We start from the raw sequence: 15,324 nt of genomic DNA on the forward strand, positions 1-15,324 counted from the left end.
GCAATAATTCTATCCAAAATAGAAAGAATTCCCCCACCCATCCTCAATTCCTAAAATCCATTATCATTGCCAGCACAACCCGCATATGATAAGATAAAATTAAATCCGACCTTTTCAATGCGAATTATATGATATTGAAAATTTACACAAAATTGTGTGGGGACTGTCCCCATAAGAAGAAAGGTGATTGTGGTGGGACGTGAGTTTGTAGATTTATTTGATCGGTGGGCTGATTCATATGATGATACGGTTCATGGGGTTGATGATGAGTATAGAGAAGTATTTTCAAGTTATGATGCCATTTTGCAGGCTGTTGCGAATGGTGCGAGCGGTAATGTTGTTGAATTTGGTGTTGGTACGGGTAATTTAACACAAGAACTAAAGGCGAAGGGCCTCCATGTTACTGGGGTAGAGCCTTCAGCCAAAATGCGGGAGATCGCGAGGGAAAAACACCCGGATGTGTCGATCATCGAAGGAGATTTTCTCGATCATCCACCTATCGAAACCGGTGTGGATACCTTTGTTTCCACTTATGCTTTTCACCATCTAACAGATGAAGAAAAGAAAACTGCTGCCGGACACTTTTTTACCGCATTGAATCCTAGCGGGAAAGTCGTATTCGCTGATACAATGTTTATAGATGAAACCGCAAAACAACGAATGATTAACCAAGCATTGAAAAATCAATACGTGAACTTAGCTGAAGATTTAAAGACAGAATATTATTCAACCATTCCTGTTTTAAGCGAAATTTTTAAAGAAGCAGGCTTTGAAGTGGGATTTGTCTCGATGAACAGCTATGTTTGGCTTATGACTGCGGTGAAAGAATAGTAAACTATTATTTATTCTAGGAGGCTATTATTATGACAAAGAAAATGAACGTAGAAAGCTTTAACCTTGACCATACGAAAGTCGCTGCCCCATACATTCGCCTAGCCGGCACTACCGAAGGCGCAAACGGTGACACGATTTACAAATACGACATCCGTTTTTCTCAGCCAAATAAAGAGCATATGGATATGCCAGGCCTACACTCCCTGGAGCATATGATGGCAGAGTTCAGCCGTAACCACCATCAGCAAATCGTTGATATTTCCCCAATGGGATGCCAAACAGGCTTTTACCTTTCTGTCATTAATGACGAAAGCTATGAAGCGATTTTAGAACTCGTTGAAAAGACGTTAAAAGACGTCTTAGTCGCAAACGAAGTACCTGCATGCAACGAAGTCCAATGTGGTTGGGCTGCTTCTCACTCCCTTGAAGGCGCAAAAAACATTGCCGAAACCATGCTTTCCAAAAAAGATGCGTGGACGACTGTTTTTGCTGAAAACGGCAAATAAACGAGGGGACACATCATGACCATTTATCAAGGAATTCAATCACTCATTGGGCATACGCCTCTATTTGAAATTACGAATATACCGTTACCGAATAAAACACGGATCTTTGCAAAACTCGAATACTTCAATCCAGGCGGAAGTGTAAAAGACCGCTTAGGCCAGGAGCTCATCCACGAAGCCATTGACGGCGGTCATATTTCTGAGACCGGCACACTTATTGAACCGACAGCAGGCAACACTGGGATTGGTCTTGCGCTCGCGGCTGTTGGAAAAAAAGTAAATGTCATCTTTGTTGTTCCTGAGAAATTCAGTATTGAAAAACAAACACTGATGCGATCACTAGGGGCTACAGTCGTGAACACACCAACTGAAGACGGCATCAAGGGAGCGATTGCTAAGACTGAGAAACTCCTCGCTGATATTCCCGACTCTTACTCCCCTGCTCAATTTTCAAATGCAGCGAATCCGCTGACCTATTACAAATCACTCGGCCCTGAGATTGTCTCAGAGCTGGATGGTAAAATTGACGTTTTCCTCGCAGGTGCAGGTACAGGAGGAACGTTTATGGGATGCGCTCGCTATTTGAAAGATCATCTAACTCAGGTAAAAACAGCCATTGTCGAACCAGAAGGCTCGATTTTAAACGGCGGAGAAGCCGGACCCCACCGTACAGAAGGGATTGGCATGGAATTTCTCCCTTCCTATATGGATCCGAGCTATTTTGACGCCATTCATACTATTACTGACGATGAGGCGTTCCAGCGTGTTGAAGAGCTGACAAAAAAGGAAGGCCTTCTCGTTGGTAGCAGTTCAGGTGCTGCGTTTGCCGCAGCTCTTCGTGAATCCCATCAAGCAAACGAAGGCGCCCACATTGTCACTGTTTTTCCAGACAGTAGCGAGCGTTATTTAAGTACAGGCATATACGAAGGGAATGAATCTTAATGAAGAAAAAAACACAACTCATTCATGGAGGGGTTTTTGGCGACGAACATACCGGAGCCGTAAGCACCCCGATTTATCAAGTGAGTACGTATAAACAAAACGGTGTCGGTAATTTTGCTTACGAATACTCTCGTACCGGCAATCCGACTCGAGAAGCACTTGAATCATTGATTGCCGATTTAGAAGGGGGTCACCGTGGATTTGCCTTTGGTTCAGGTATGGCAGCAATCGCAGCAGTGATGAACATGTATAAAAGCGGTGATCACATCGTGTTTACCGACGACGTTTACGGAGGATCATATCGGTTGATGACGAAGGTTCTCAACCGCTTCAACCTAGACATTACCTTTGTCGATACGAGCGATCCTGAGAAAGTAGCGGCAGCTGTCAAAGACAACACTGTGGCCATTTACGTTGAAACACCAACCAATCCACTCCTCAAAGTAACAGACATTAAAGAAATGAAAAACATTGCCGACGCACACAACCTTCACCTTATCGTCGACAATACGTTTAGTACACCCTACTTCCAAACTCCGATTGCACTTGACGCTGACATTGTCCTTCATAGTGCGACCAAGTACCTCGGAGGTCATAGCGACGTCGTAGCCGGGCTTGCCGTAGTAAAAAGCGAAGAACTAGGAGAAGAGCTTCATTTTGTGCAAAATTCAGTTGGTGGTATTCTTGGACCTCAAGATTCCTGGCTCCTCATTCGCGGCATTAAAACACTCGGTCTTCGCATGGAGCAAACAGAAAAGAATACAGCAAAAATCGTCGAGTTTCTCGAAAACCGCGACGACGTATCTACCATCTACTACCCAGGACGTCCAGACCATCCAGGCCATGAAACACACAAGATTCAGGCTACAGGTTTCGGGGGGATGATTTCCTTTGATGTAGGCAGCGGTGAAAGAGCTGAACACGTATTAGCGAAAACCCGGTACTTCACCCTAGCTGAAAGCCTCGGTGCCGTTGAAAGTCTCATTAGCTTACCTGCAAAAATGACGCACGCCTCGATCCCAAGAGAGCGCAGGTTAGAGCTCGGCATTACCGACGGGCTAATCCGCGTGTCCATCGGGATTGAAGATGCGGAGGATTTAATTGCTGATTTAGAGCAAGCACTTGATAGCTAAACAAAAACGCATTCTCACAGGATTACTTGCGCAGTAAATACCAGGTGAAATCACCCGGTTTTCTCAATTCGCATTAAACAAGGCATAGAGAACTATTCTCTATGCCTTGTTACTTATTAAACTTTATGTTTAACTATTGCCCCTTTACTTAATAAGTAATTCTTCCCTTTCGCTTAGCTATATTCCAACAAATAAGTTTACAGCTCCTAATGCAACTGAAAGGAATGAGACAATAAATGCAATCCTATAGAACTTCCTTCTTTCTGGTTTTTTATTATCAAGGTGTAAATGACTTATAGATAAAAGCAGTGTTAGGCATAGTAGAAACGAGAAGATAGATTCTCTATTAGTAAAACCTGCCCAAATCACAAAGCTTGTAGATAATATAGTCAGAACCAATAAGAATACCTTAAAGCAAGATTTTATTTTTTTACTTTGTACAGAATCGTTCATTTCTTCCCCTCTATTTCTAACGTTTTTACCGCAAAATTAAAACCACTTATTTTCATATTCCCTTTATTTTTTGCAATGAGTATCCCTCTAACATTTTATCTGATTGATAATGCTCCCAGGATTGCGGTAACGACATCGCTTCACAAGGTTATCGCCACTTAAGTCCACCATCTGGTCAACCAGCGTGAAGATCTAGTCAACGAGAAGCGGAATCTACTTTAAAAGATACGCCCGAAAATAAATCATGGGCTTACTTCAATAAAGTACGTTTCATAAGACTCTTTAAAAATGTATCCAAGTTTTTGAGCTAAGTTAACAGATTCGTTATTAGCACCATCCCAACTCGGGTACAGTCCTCTATCCAGACAATCTACTATCAATGTAGAGGCTGTTATTGTTGCTAAACCTTTCCTTCTATAATTAGGATGGGTAGCAATTTCAATTTCAATTCCATCATCGTAAATACTAAATGATGTAGCAGCACATACAACTTGTCCCTCATTCAAAATAGCAAAACCTACTCCTCTATTAATAAAATCATCTATAGAATTAAACTGACTTATAAAATCCTCTGAAAGTTCATGCAAAGAAGGTTCTTTTGCTACATTCTCATCTATTCTCTTGATTTCATATCCTTTTGGTAGTTTAGTTAATAAGTTCTTTAAATGTTTTCTATCAAGATGTTCTGGATTCTTTTTAAACCTATAACGTTGAAACTTCTCTATGGAACCTTTATGTACTGTTTCAATACGTCTTTTCCATTCATCAGAATCAACAATTGCAAGAGTAAATTCGGGGAGATTGTATAGTAATTCCTCCGCTTCCTTTGTATTAGGGTTTCCTGCATAAAACACAAAAATTCCCACTGTTATTTGAGCAACTGTTGGATTTTCAAGATTGTCTACCCAAGCTGTTCCCATATGCCCTTGAAGGTATGAAAGAATAATAGTGCTATCCATATTTTCGAACATTGAGATTAACTTTTTTCTTACATTATGATCTGCCTCATAAATCATTTAATTCCTTCTTTCTAAAAAATGTATTATATACTTGCTCATCAATATTATCATACTTTTCTATTTAATGGGAAAAATTAATATTTTTTCTAATGTTATACATTATTCAATATTAAACGCTCAAAGAGATACCTCTGAGCGTTTTAGTTGGCAATTCCTATGTGATTTTCAATGGGAATTTTCGTCCACAATAAAGGAACTACTTAGCTCCTTTACGTTCTATCCACTTTGATCGTCCTTTTGTCCTGACCGTTTCACTGGTAAAGCTGAAAGGATGTTGCTTCGCTTAAATGTCCTCACTGCCTTTCTTAAATGGCAATAACCTATAACCGTCTCATCATTAAATTGATGAATCGATACGATACGTTTTGTGACGATCCCCTTTTCAGACATGTAAATCATTTCGACTGGGCGCCGTTCTAATTTACTACGTCGAAACAATCCTTCCACCTGCATCCCTCCTCCAGTGTTACCGTTCCAATTATACGAACAAATGTTCTGTAAATCAAGATTACCAGCGTGAGAATTTCTTCCTGAAAAGGTTCAAGAATGAAACTCTCGTTCTTCTTCTCGTTTTCTCCGCATCATTAGCTCATGATGAAACCGATACAAATGGCCTTTCTCACCTGGTGTAACGACTTTTTTCCGGTCCACTTCACGTAAACGAATCATGTTCTCGATCATTTCTTCAGTTTTAACCATTGGAAAACGGTCAGCCTGATCGAATGAGGTTTGCTTTTGAACAACCTCTTCAGCACGTTTTCCTATCATCTTCAAGTCAGTTACTGAAGAAAACAACGGGTAGTGAATCAAACGCCTTACATTAGCTTCTTCTACTCCTGGTGAAGGTTTAGTCATGATCGTCGGAACTTGGGCTACATTCGCCTCTGCCATCGCAGTCGATTCTGGCTTTGAGATGAGGACGTCTGACGCTTTTACATAACCAGAGATAGACTGAGTATTTGAAAAAACACGTACATCGTGTCGTGACTTCACCTTACTCAACACCTTCTGTTCTCGTTTATTTTCTCTAGGAAAACATAGAAGCATCCACGGCTCCTCACACCGCTTAAAGTAATGAATCATTTTTTTATAAGGAAGCTCACCTCTCAACGTTGCGATCCGCATGTTTGAAGGCAGACCTAATCGTTCTCGCAGCTTGTCTTTATCCGCTCGGTTATACCATTTCTTCTCGATTGGAACGCAGCCTTGGACAAACTTGGTAAACGGAAACGCTTTTTGTTGTTCGATTACTTCATTCTTATCGGGCAAAAATACCGCTGTTGTCTCTTTTGTTAATGACATGCCATAACTCGAATAATCCGTCACAAGAGAAAATAACGACGGCTTCGTTTTAAACGCATCACAGCGAATCGCTAAGCTTGCAACGGCCGTTGCCAACGGATGCACGCTAATGATGATCGACGGTCTAGATAACTGGATACGCTCAATCGCCCGCGACCAAAAGAAGCTCGAATCAAGCGCAACTGAAGGGAACCGGTAGCCCCTCTTATTTGATTGATGAAAAATCAAATGAGAAAGTCGTGAAACCTTCTCAACTATATGTAAATAAAGCTTAAACCAAGACGGTAAGCACGAAATGAGATCAACGCTTTCACATACGCTCCCCTTTCCTTCCCACTCTTCTTTTAACACTTCATTAACCGTATGATTTTTGCCACCGAAAGAAGCCGTTAATAAAAGAACGCGCGCCTTCATCTTCCCACCTACTTTATGATCTTTTACTATTAGTTTAGTGTGGGATTGGCGGAATCATTCCATACTTCATGATCGAAAAGTGAGTGTCATTTGTCGAATCGCTGATATTTGAGCTATTTCCGCTGATATATTGCTAACTTCCGCCGATATCTTATCAATTTGCGCTGATATGTTGCGTATTTCCGCCGATATCTTATCAATTTGCGCTGATATGTTGCGTATTTCCGCTGATATCTTTCCAATTTTCGCCGATATATTGCTTGAACAGCTGATAAAGCGCCTACTCACGCCGATAATTTATTCAAATGATGAGTTGAAGGCAAAAATTTGCGTCCTTTTCCATCATTTGAGTAGTTGAAAGGCTGTTTTTTGAAAGGTTGTTGCTTTTTGATAAAATTATCGCTCGAATTTTGCTACAGGGGCGGACCCTTTCCACGGGTGCCGCTTGAGCCTAGGCTTCCCTCGTCCCGCTTCAGCAATAGAAACGTAGATTTTTTTGCTTTTGCTATAAAAAAAGTGCGTCCAAAGGATTAAAAAACCTTTTGACACACCTTAAAAGTGATCTATCGACTTGTTCTATCTAGATTTAAACCCATCCAGTAAATGAGACACAACCGTCATCGTTTCCTCTAATGCCTGTTGATAATCGGGCATTTGTGCAATCCATAGTGCCGATTCGTTCAGAGCACCAGAGAGAGCATGTGTCATAGCATTTATGGATACCGGCTTTAAAAAGCCTTGGTCTTGCATAGATTGAAGTTGTTCATGCAATAATCGCATAGAATATTGTTCATCCATCCTGCGCCAAGACTCCCACCCTAACACTGAAGGACCATCGATCAGGAATATTCGTCTGTTCTGAGGTTCAACCGCTGCAGTTACAAATGCACGACATCCAAGGAAAAGCTGCTCCCAAACGTCATCACTTTGCGCTGCTTCTGTTTCTATTCGATTTGCAATTCCTTTTTGTACGGACTCTAACACTACTTGAAAAAGCCCTATCTTATTCCCGAAATGATGATACAGTGCTCCGCGTGTTAAATTAGCTTGATTTACGATTTCTTCTAGAGATGTTTCTGCATATCCTTTTTCCGTAAAATACATTCTGGCTACTTCTATTAGCTTGTGAATGGTTTCCTTTGTTTCATCCTTATTCTTTTTCATGATCGTCTTCTATCTCCTAGTCCTGTTCTGTTTCTTCCTTCATTTACTAAACATTTTTTATGGAATGTCGTTCGATTAAGATACTTCCTCCTATTTCCTACCCATTTCAGTATCTGACCAAACCGATTCCATGTATTGGTCACGATAGGCACCTTTAGGGGGAATTATTGTTATAATATCAATCAAAATTCCGTTAGGATCGGAGGTGATAAAATGTCGCTGTCCAAAATCTTCATCTTGAATGTCAAGGTGTAATGGGAGCTTCTCTTTCACAATGAGTCTTTCATATTCCGCATCCACATCATCGACTTCAAAATTAAGAATAAGCCCTTCTGTCTTTTTCCTATTGGCATCAGGTAAAGTAGCGTGTGTGGCATCTAAGATCGCTAATTCAAATAGGCTATTTTCTTGTGACATTCGTAAACTTACGTACCATTCAGCTTCAAATACTGGCTCAAAACCAAAATAGTCGATGTAAAATTTCGAGCTTAACGTCACTTGGTCTGTCAAAATAACAGGATAAAACCCGGTTGATTTCATTAATAAACCACCTCTTCCATTATTATGTTACATTCACTTTATCATACATACAGTATGTATGTAAATATCTAAGTTACACCATCTCTAAAATAACCATTTAGAATATAAACAGATTCATTTTAAATATTCTGTTTATTTTGTATAATATAATTGAGCGAACGTTCGATCATAATTGTTTCGTCATTCAATTCAAGGAGGAATAGCTTATTAAAAAATCCAGTATTATCTTCTTTGAAAGAACATTTCCAAGTGCAAATATGATTCTTATTAACGATCAACTCCCGATTCTCGTTGATACAGGTTTTGGGAGTGATGCGAACTATACAGAGCAATTAATTAAAGAAGTTGGCGTTTCACCAGAAGATTTACACCTTATTATGAATACGCACTATCATAGTGACCATGTAGGAGGCAATTTTCATCTCCAAAAAAATTATGGTGTTACAATTGCTGCTCATAAATGGGAAGCCGATATAATTAATTCTTGTGACTCTGAAGCCTGTAGTGCAGAATGGTTAGATCAGCCTGTCGAACCTTACCTAGTCGAAACAAAGCTCTCAGATAACGATGAGATTAACACAGGAAGTAGAACCTTGAAAGTCTTGTACACACCGGGACATACGTTAGGACATATATCTTTATACGAACCTGAAGAAGAAATATTAATTTGTGGAGATCTCTTTCACAAAAATGATATCGGATGGTTAAACATCTTTCGAGAGGGTGTCACATCGATTCAACGGTCTATAGAAAGTTTGGATCGGTTGTCCACGCTCCAGATCAGGCAGGCATATTCAGGACATGGACCTCAAATGGAGAATCCCCTGGCTGCCATTGATGCAGCAAGGAATAGGCTTGAAAAGTGGCTCAAGATGCCAGAAAAGATTTCATGGCATGCGTGCAAGAGGATTTTTTCATTCACTTTAATTATTAAAAACGGATTGGCAAACGAAGAAATTGATACTTACCTACTAAAGTGTGGTTGGTTCCAAGATTTTGCACGCTACTCTTTCCAGCTTCAGCCAGAAGAATTTATTCAAATCCTGCTCGATGAAATGATTCGTTCCGGAGCAGCAAGCTGGCACAATAATCAATTAATCGCCACCACCCCATACCAAGCACCACAAAAGAAGTGGATGAATAAGAACATAAAGCCGAAAGATTGGAAACCTCAAGATTTTCTCATATAACTATACATTAAATTATTGTAATATTCATATTTCAATCAACCTTCAGGGGGGATCATATGTCATTAAAAGTAGGAGATGTCATTACGTTTGAACGGACGTTTACAGTAAGGGATGTTGAACTATTTACAGAAGTTTCATGTGATGAAGGTTCTCATCATATTACTCCTGATGAACAGGGGAAGCTTGTCATTCAAGGGTTGTTAACTGCTACATTACCAACAAAAGTTGGCGGAGATAACAATGTACTGGCTCGTACTATGAATTTTGAGTTTTTGAGACCCGTTTTTACAGAAGATACAATAAGATGTGAAGTAACGATCGAGAAGTTTGAAAAGCAAGACAATAATCGCACCTCTATTTTCGCCTCTTTCCTATGCACAAACCAGCATGAGAAACAAGTATTGAGAGGAAGCTTTGCAGGAGTAATATTATAAGCTTATCTTTTCTTCTTCAATAAACAACAGTATAGTTTAAGGTATTGTTAACATTGATCATTTACTATTAGGAGGTTTGAAATAATGAAAAATAAAGCTCGAACAATTATTACACTTATATGTAGTTTGCTTATTTTTGCTGTTGGCATATTTAGAATACTTACTGAATCACCTTCTTCAACACCTTTGTTTGTAGCGTATATCTTTGTAATTAGTGGATTAATTGGATTTGTTGCAAACGGTGTCATGCTAAAAAAGTTACAAACTAATTAAATTGAGACTGAAAGATTATTTTTGAGATTTCAAATGAGTAAGCTCATGAATTGGACGGAGGGTGTTAGATGGAGATGGTCGTTCTTCAACACGGAGATGACATATTTGAAGAAGCAGTTCAAGTGTTTTGGAAAGAATGGGGAAACGAGAGCAATTATAAATTTTACAAGGATTGCATGATTCATTCGTGCATAAATTCTGATGACATTCCATTATTTTATGTGGCATTAAAGAATAAAAAGATTATTGGGACAGCTGCTATCATTAGAAACGACCTCAACAGCAGGCAGGATCTATGCCCGTGGCTTGCCTGTTTATTTGTAGACAAAGAGTTCAGGGGAAAACAAATAGGCTCAGAGCTTCTGAATTACGGGCTAAAACTTGCTAATGATTTAGGCTACAAAAAGCTCTATTTGACTTCTGACCTTGAAAATTACTACGAAAAATACGGCTGGACAAACAATGGCGTTGCCTACGGAGTAAGCGGCGGACATATTAAAATTTATGAAAAATCCACAAGCTAGGTTGTTAAAATCAAGTAACCAGTTTATTTGTAAAGGGCGAGCAGTAACATGCCGTTTGTTTTGTATCATCGGTAACTGGGGTATTATGCAAAACGAAAGGAGAGGTTATTCAAGCAATAATTATTGAAAGGCATGGGGAATGTTCTCCATGCCTTGTGAATAATTCTGTTGATTTCAGTTGTTTAGTCTATGATCTACAACCCGTTAGATGATGTTCATCGTGCTTAATTTCATTACTTTCTGTTTTTTATGGTCACGACATCAGAGTGTTATGTATATCAATTATTTATTTTCTAAGTCTTTAATTCTTTTATCCATTTTTTCTATTTTTGATAGTGACATTATCGCAACAGACAAAGCACCTATTGCAATTGAAAATATGAAAATTGTTCCTACTTCCATTTACCTCATCCCCTCTTTTGAGAACTAACCTATTAACTATCAAAAATCCCGATAACTGCACAGTAACGGTGCCGAATTTTTTACTTGTTAATGACATGTTTTGTCGTAATTTTTGGGTTGTTGCTTGGTGTTAAATTAAGATGGACTTTATGGAGCTCCGTTGGCCTGCATCTGCTCGCTTTCCGCGGACGAACCGCCAAGCCTCCTCGGGAAATGCGCACTGCGGGGTCTCGGCTGGTCCGTTTTTCCGCAGGGAGTCTCACAGATTACGGCCTACTACGCAGAAGATCATTTTTATTAAGGGAGCTTTTAAACACATTTCAACTTGGCTACGGTGTCTAACTTGCTTGGTGTTAAAATAAGAGTAACTTTATGCAGCTCCGTTGGCCTCCATCTGCTCGCTTTCCGCGGACGAACCGCCAAGCCTCCTCGGGAAATGCGCCCTGCGGGGTCTCGGCTGGCCCGTTTTTCCGCAAGAGTCTCGCTAGATTACGGCCAACTGCGCAGATGAGCCTTTTTAAAATGGGTGTGCTTTATATATTACCCGCTAATTATCCGGATAAGTTTCTCGTAAAAACTTTATAGAGGAGTCGATTAATGCTTTTAAAACATCCACTTCAATATCTGCTATTTTATTGATGTACACACATGCTTTTCCAGCCTTATGTTTTCCGAAGTCCTTTAACAGTTCGTCTCGCGTTGTGTCACCCGTTGCAAAATACAAACTTATGTTGGATTTTCGAGGTGAAAAGCCTACTAAAGGAGCGTCACCTTCGTGACCAGATTCATATTTATAATGATATGAACCAAAGCCAATAATGCTCGGTCCCCACATCTTCGCTTGATAGCCTGTCGTTTCAGTAAAAATAGCTAATAACTTATAAGCATCTTCGCATTTCTTAGGACTTTCAACGTTTTCAATAAACTCAATGACACTTTTATCGGTTTCCTTTGTTTTTTGTTCGTACATATTAGATTCACTCCTTTTCTTTTATAGAAAGCTTGGTGATCATAAATGACACTATTTCTTTTCCCAATACGGATTTCCTATATTAAGTAGCTAGTGCTTTCGGTTCTCTATTAATTTTTCGCCCAATATATGATGAGAGAACCAGTCTAAATTTTGTTTTAAAATAGCCCGATTGAGTCCAGGTTTATCTGATCCGTGCTCCATTCCTTTGTATATAACCAATTCTGTTTCAACACCAACATCTTTTAATCCGCGATACAACTCAAAGGCGTTTGGCACGGGGACGCGTGTATCTTTTTCACCGTGTTGAATCAATGTTGGCGTAGAGGCATTATTGATGTACGTCATGGGTGACGTTTTTCGGTATATTTCCTCGTCGTTCCAAGGTGTATCCCCAAGGTAAAACTGTGTAAACGTGGTGATGTCTGTATTGACATAATAGGTCATCCAATTGGAAATCCCAGCTCCAACGGATATCGCTTTAAAACGATTGCTGTATGTGGCACAAAAAGCGGATATATATCCCCCTTGGCTCCATCCCATAATGCCGACTCTTTCTGGGTCTACTATCCCTTTTTCGATAAGGTCATCGACTCCTGAAATAACGTCCTCGTAGTCACCCAGCCCTAATTGACGATAGTTGGCTTTACGAAAGGCTTCACCGTATCCCGAGCTCCCTCGGTAATTCGGTTCCAAGACAAGAAAGCCTTTTTGTACGAATTGTTCGATTGGTTGGTATTTGTTCGTAGTTGGGGTTGCGATGGAAGCCGCAACCGGCCCCCCATGAACGGCAAGAAGCAGCGGATACGCCTTAGAAGAATCGTAATCGGTTGGTTTAGACAATACCCCCTCAATTTCCAATCCATCATTCGTTTTCCAACAGATGACTTCTTTTTGACTCTTTTGTCTCCCTTCATACAGCTTATACTGTTCGGTTATTCGTTTATCGTTAAGGTATACCTCGGCAGCCTCTAGCGATGTTGCTTTGATACAAACAAAGTTTCTACCATTTGAAGTGATTGATGGAGATGAGGCTGCCATGTCCTCTTTATTGACAAGGGGAATTAACTTGCCCTCCTCGGAGACGAGACCTACTATATAATTCGTCCGCTCTTGCCAGGTAACCAAAATCCCGTCTTCTACCCAGCGAACCGGAAAAATATGCTCGTCTACATGTTTTATAGGCTGGCTAGTTTCTTTTTTTTCCAGATCATAAATTTCCAGTGTAATATTGTTATAAATCGCTTTTTCCTGCACATAACGGTTGTAGCAAATCTTCGAACCATCGTCAGAAAAAAGGACATTCCCTACGTGTAGAGGAGTAATATCCAGTTTCGTAATTTCCTTGGATTTCATATCCAAAAGGTAAATTTCTTGTTCATGAAAGTCAACAATTCTTGGAGTTGGAGTCGCGTTAAAAACGACTTTTTGACCGTCTGCTGAAATATCATAGTGACAAATATGAATGTCCATACATTCGGTTAACGGCAAGCTTGTCTCATCATCTTCATGCTTCTTATTACCAAATTCGCCTTCTCCATTAACACGTAAATCTTTCGGAAGTTGGTGAAGCATGTTCGCCTTTTGTTTTCCTTTTCCAAGATCCAGATAATATAATGAATGATAATGAAAATCTTGGTCAATGTAGGTGAAGTCACCGAACATTTCCCTGCGCTGCTTCATTTTTTCTGATTCTGGACGTTTGGCTGTGAAGAAGAGGCCTTTCCCGTCTGGAGCCCATTTAAAGTTTTCAACACTATGCTCAGTATGAGAAATTTGTAACACTCCCGTTTCCTGACTAGGTTGGATAAAAATCTGTTTCTTCTTTTCATCGCCTTCCCCTACTGGGCTTAGGTAAGCAAGACTTTGAGAGTCTGGAGACCACCGGGGATGTATACTTTCGTTTTTACCAACAGTGACTGGATGACTCTTGTCGATATTGCTATCATAAACCCAAACATGTTGACGATACGTATTGTCATCCCAATCTGATGTTTTTCTTACATAAGCTACTTGCTGACCATCCTCACTAATGGCAGTATCATGAAAATGGGATAAGGATATCACTTCTTCAATCGTTAAATAGTTTGTATCGTTTTTACTCATCATTTTCCCTCCCTATGATTACCCTTTGCTACATTAAATTCAAATTAATTACTGTAATCCCTTCAAAACCTTTCTATTACTTCCGACCGAACAAGTTTCGCATGTCCTACGGAATCAACTTCAAAGAACACACCTGCTCTTGTTAAGCGATGTTACTGTTGTTTCCCATTCTCCTATTTTACTTTTTTCAATTAATTCTTTAATTATAGGTTTCGTATAAACAGCTCCGTCTTCAACTTTTTTATCCCAAGCTCTACGATTGGTATCGAACAGATCCATATAAATTCCCCATTCTATAGTTGCAATATTTCCTTTATTCTTAATTTTAACATTAATATCATTTAATTATTGGTGAAAATAGGAAAAAGCGTTCCTTCATTTTGAAGAAACGCTACTAAGTAGTGTAATAAGATAATCTCGTTATCACAAACCAAAATTAATTCACTTCTAGTTTAGCGATTGAAAATCTATCTGTAATACTTGGTAAAACATGTTCCAACCACATAAAACAATATACGATTTTGTTACCCTGTGAATAAACCCATTACCACAATTACATGCTTTTCATCGCAATGTAAACGTCTATTTCATTCCCCGCTTCTTCCGGCTTATATCGCTCATCCCAGATTTCAAAGTCGTAGCCTGCGGGGTAATATGGATTCTCTGTGAACCATTTTCCGTATAAGTAATCATATGTTTGATTTAGATCAGTTTCTAACCCTTTATGTGTGGTAGTCACATACCTGCTCTCTGGCAAGGTATGTGAAATCATCCCTTCAGGAATTTCGTGTGGCTTGGATACTTTATAGCCGATGACTTGTGTGAAACGATCGACGTTTGGGTTAAAGTCAGGCTTCATCTCATAAGCCTGGATTAAATAAACCTGAGCCCCAGCTTTATTTTTTACCAATTCCACTTTTTTTTTCAAACGCGTTAATGTCTTTTTTCCTAATTTCTGTTCTTCAATTTCCTTTAAGTTTGCCTGATACTGATAACCAACAATCGTGAATGATTCCCGTGTCACAACCTTAGCTGTCATCATGTTGACTCCCCCTAATTACACATGATAATTATAATCTTACAAATGATAAACTCTGAAAAAACCCCTTCTCCGGCCT

At 39.6% G+C, this 15,324-nt stretch carries 16 protein-coding genes and 1 pseudogene; 8 read left to right on the forward strand and 9 right to left on the reverse strand.

What is annotated here, in order from left to right; translation table 11 throughout:
• Positions 1-192 precede the first annotated feature (192 nt).
• From CDZ94_RS06110 to CDZ94_RS06125, 4 genes are read left to right on the forward strand one after another with little or no spacing between them, the layout of a single operon-like run.
• On the forward strand, positions 193-831 hold the full coding sequence (locus CDZ94_RS06110; RefSeq protein ID WP_096435627.1) for a class I SAM-dependent DNA methyltransferase: 639 nt from the start codon (positions 193-195) through the stop codon (positions 829-831).
• A gap of 32 nt (positions 832-863) precedes the next feature.
• Positions 864-1,340, forward strand: coding sequence for an S-ribosylhomocysteine lyase (locus CDZ94_RS06115; protein WP_096435628.1), 477 nt, complete (start codon positions 864-866; stop codon positions 1,338-1,340).
• A 15-nt stretch (positions 1,341-1,355) separates the two neighbouring features.
• The gene (locus CDZ94_RS06120; protein WP_096435629.1) at positions 1,356-2,282 is read left to right on the forward strand and encodes a PLP-dependent cysteine synthase family protein; all 927 of its coding nucleotides are present in this window, start codon (positions 1,356-1,358) and stop codon (positions 2,280-2,282) included.
• On the forward strand, positions 2,282-3,415 hold the full coding sequence (locus tag CDZ94_RS06125; protein ID WP_096435630.1) for a bifunctional cystathionine gamma-lyase/homocysteine desulfhydrase: 1,134 nt from the start codon (positions 2,282-2,284) through the stop codon (positions 3,413-3,415). Before CDZ94_RS06120 ends, CDZ94_RS06125 begins: the two co-directional genes overlap by 1 nt.
• Positions 3,416-4,110: 695 nt before the next feature.
• Here the strand turns inward: CDZ94_RS06125 and CDZ94_RS06135 are convergent.
• The 5 genes from CDZ94_RS06135 to CDZ94_RS06155 form a co-directional block, all read right to left on the reverse strand.
• On the reverse strand, positions 4,111-4,884 hold the full coding sequence (locus CDZ94_RS06135) for a GNAT family N-acetyltransferase (protein ID WP_096435632.1): 774 nt from the start codon (positions 4,882-4,884) through the stop codon (positions 4,111-4,113).
• 219 nt (positions 4,885-5,103) lie between these two features.
• Positions 5,104-5,334 carry a hypothetical protein gene (locus tag CDZ94_RS06140; protein ID WP_096435633.1) on the reverse strand — a complete coding sequence of 77 codons (231 nt, stop codon included), beginning with the start codon at positions 5,332-5,334 and terminating at the stop codon, positions 5,104-5,106.
• A 93-nt stretch (positions 5,335-5,427) separates the two neighbouring features.
• Positions 5,428-6,603 (reverse strand): MGDG synthase family glycosyltransferase, encoded by a 1,176-nt coding sequence (locus CDZ94_RS06145; protein WP_096435634.1) that lies wholly within the window; start codon positions 6,601-6,603, stop codon positions 5,428-5,430.
• A gap of 576 nt (positions 6,604-7,179) precedes the next feature.
• Entirely contained in the window at positions 7,180-7,767 is a 588-nt protein-coding gene (locus CDZ94_RS06150; RefSeq protein WP_096435635.1) for a TetR/AcrR family transcriptional regulator, read from the reverse strand.
• A 90-nt stretch (positions 7,768-7,857) separates the two neighbouring features.
• The gene (locus CDZ94_RS06155; RefSeq protein WP_096435636.1) at positions 7,858-8,307 is read right to left on the reverse strand and encodes a VOC family protein; all 450 of its coding nucleotides are present in this window, start codon (positions 8,305-8,307) and stop codon (positions 7,858-7,860) included.
• A gap of 257 nt (positions 8,308-8,564) precedes the next feature.
• Here CDZ94_RS06155 and CDZ94_RS06160 point away from each other — a divergent pair, with 257 nt between their 5' ends.
• The 4 genes from CDZ94_RS06160 to CDZ94_RS06175 all read left to right on the forward strand — a co-directional run bounded on the left by CDZ94_RS06160 (position 8,565) and on the right by CDZ94_RS06175 (position 10,728).
• Positions 8,565-9,497 carry an MBL fold metallo-hydrolase gene (locus CDZ94_RS06160; protein WP_245415705.1) on the forward strand — a complete coding sequence of 311 codons (933 nt, stop codon included), beginning with the start codon at positions 8,565-8,567 and terminating at the stop codon, positions 9,495-9,497.
• A 56-nt stretch (positions 9,498-9,553) separates the two neighbouring features.
• Positions 9,554-9,931, forward strand: coding sequence for a hotdog family protein (locus tag CDZ94_RS06165; RefSeq protein WP_096435638.1), 378 nt, complete (start codon positions 9,554-9,556; stop codon positions 9,929-9,931).
• Positions 9,932-10,015: 84 nt separating this feature from the next.
• The gene (locus CDZ94_RS06170; protein WP_096435639.1) at positions 10,016-10,204 is read left to right on the forward strand and encodes a hypothetical protein; all 189 of its coding nucleotides are present in this window, start codon (positions 10,016-10,018) and stop codon (positions 10,202-10,204) included.
• A 68-nt stretch (positions 10,205-10,272) separates the two neighbouring features.
• Entirely contained in the window at positions 10,273-10,728 is a 456-nt protein-coding gene (locus CDZ94_RS06175) for a GNAT family N-acetyltransferase (protein ID WP_096435640.1), read from the forward strand.
• A gap of 949 nt (positions 10,729-11,677) precedes the next feature.
• Here CDZ94_RS06175 and CDZ94_RS06180 read toward each other — a convergent pair.
• From CDZ94_RS06180 to CDZ94_RS06190, 4 genes and pseudogenes are all read right to left on the reverse strand, one after another.
• Positions 11,678-12,100: a DUF1801 domain-containing protein gene (locus CDZ94_RS06180; RefSeq protein WP_096435641.1), complete on the reverse strand. Its 423-nt coding sequence runs from the start codon at positions 12,098-12,100 to the stop codon at positions 11,678-11,680.
• Between the two features lie 90 nt (positions 12,101-12,190).
• Positions 12,191-14,206, reverse strand: coding sequence for a S9 family peptidase (locus tag CDZ94_RS06185; protein ID WP_096435642.1), 2,016 nt, complete (start codon positions 14,204-14,206; stop codon positions 12,191-12,193).
• Positions 14,207-14,353: 147 nt separating this feature from the next.
• Positions 14,354-14,485: pseudogene (locus CDZ94_RS21180) on the reverse strand (SAM-dependent methyltransferase); the annotation flags it as partial.
• Positions 14,486-14,759: 274 nt separating this feature from the next.
• On the reverse strand, positions 14,760-15,248 hold the full coding sequence (locus CDZ94_RS06190; protein ID WP_232735733.1) for a GyrI-like domain-containing protein: 489 nt from the start codon (positions 15,246-15,248) through the stop codon (positions 14,760-14,762).
• Positions 15,249-15,324 lie beyond the last annotated feature (76 nt).

The organism is Alteribacter populi, assembly GCF_002352765.1.
Lineage (GTDB): Bacteria > Bacillota > Bacilli > Bacillales > Salisediminibacteriaceae > Alteribacter > Alteribacter populi.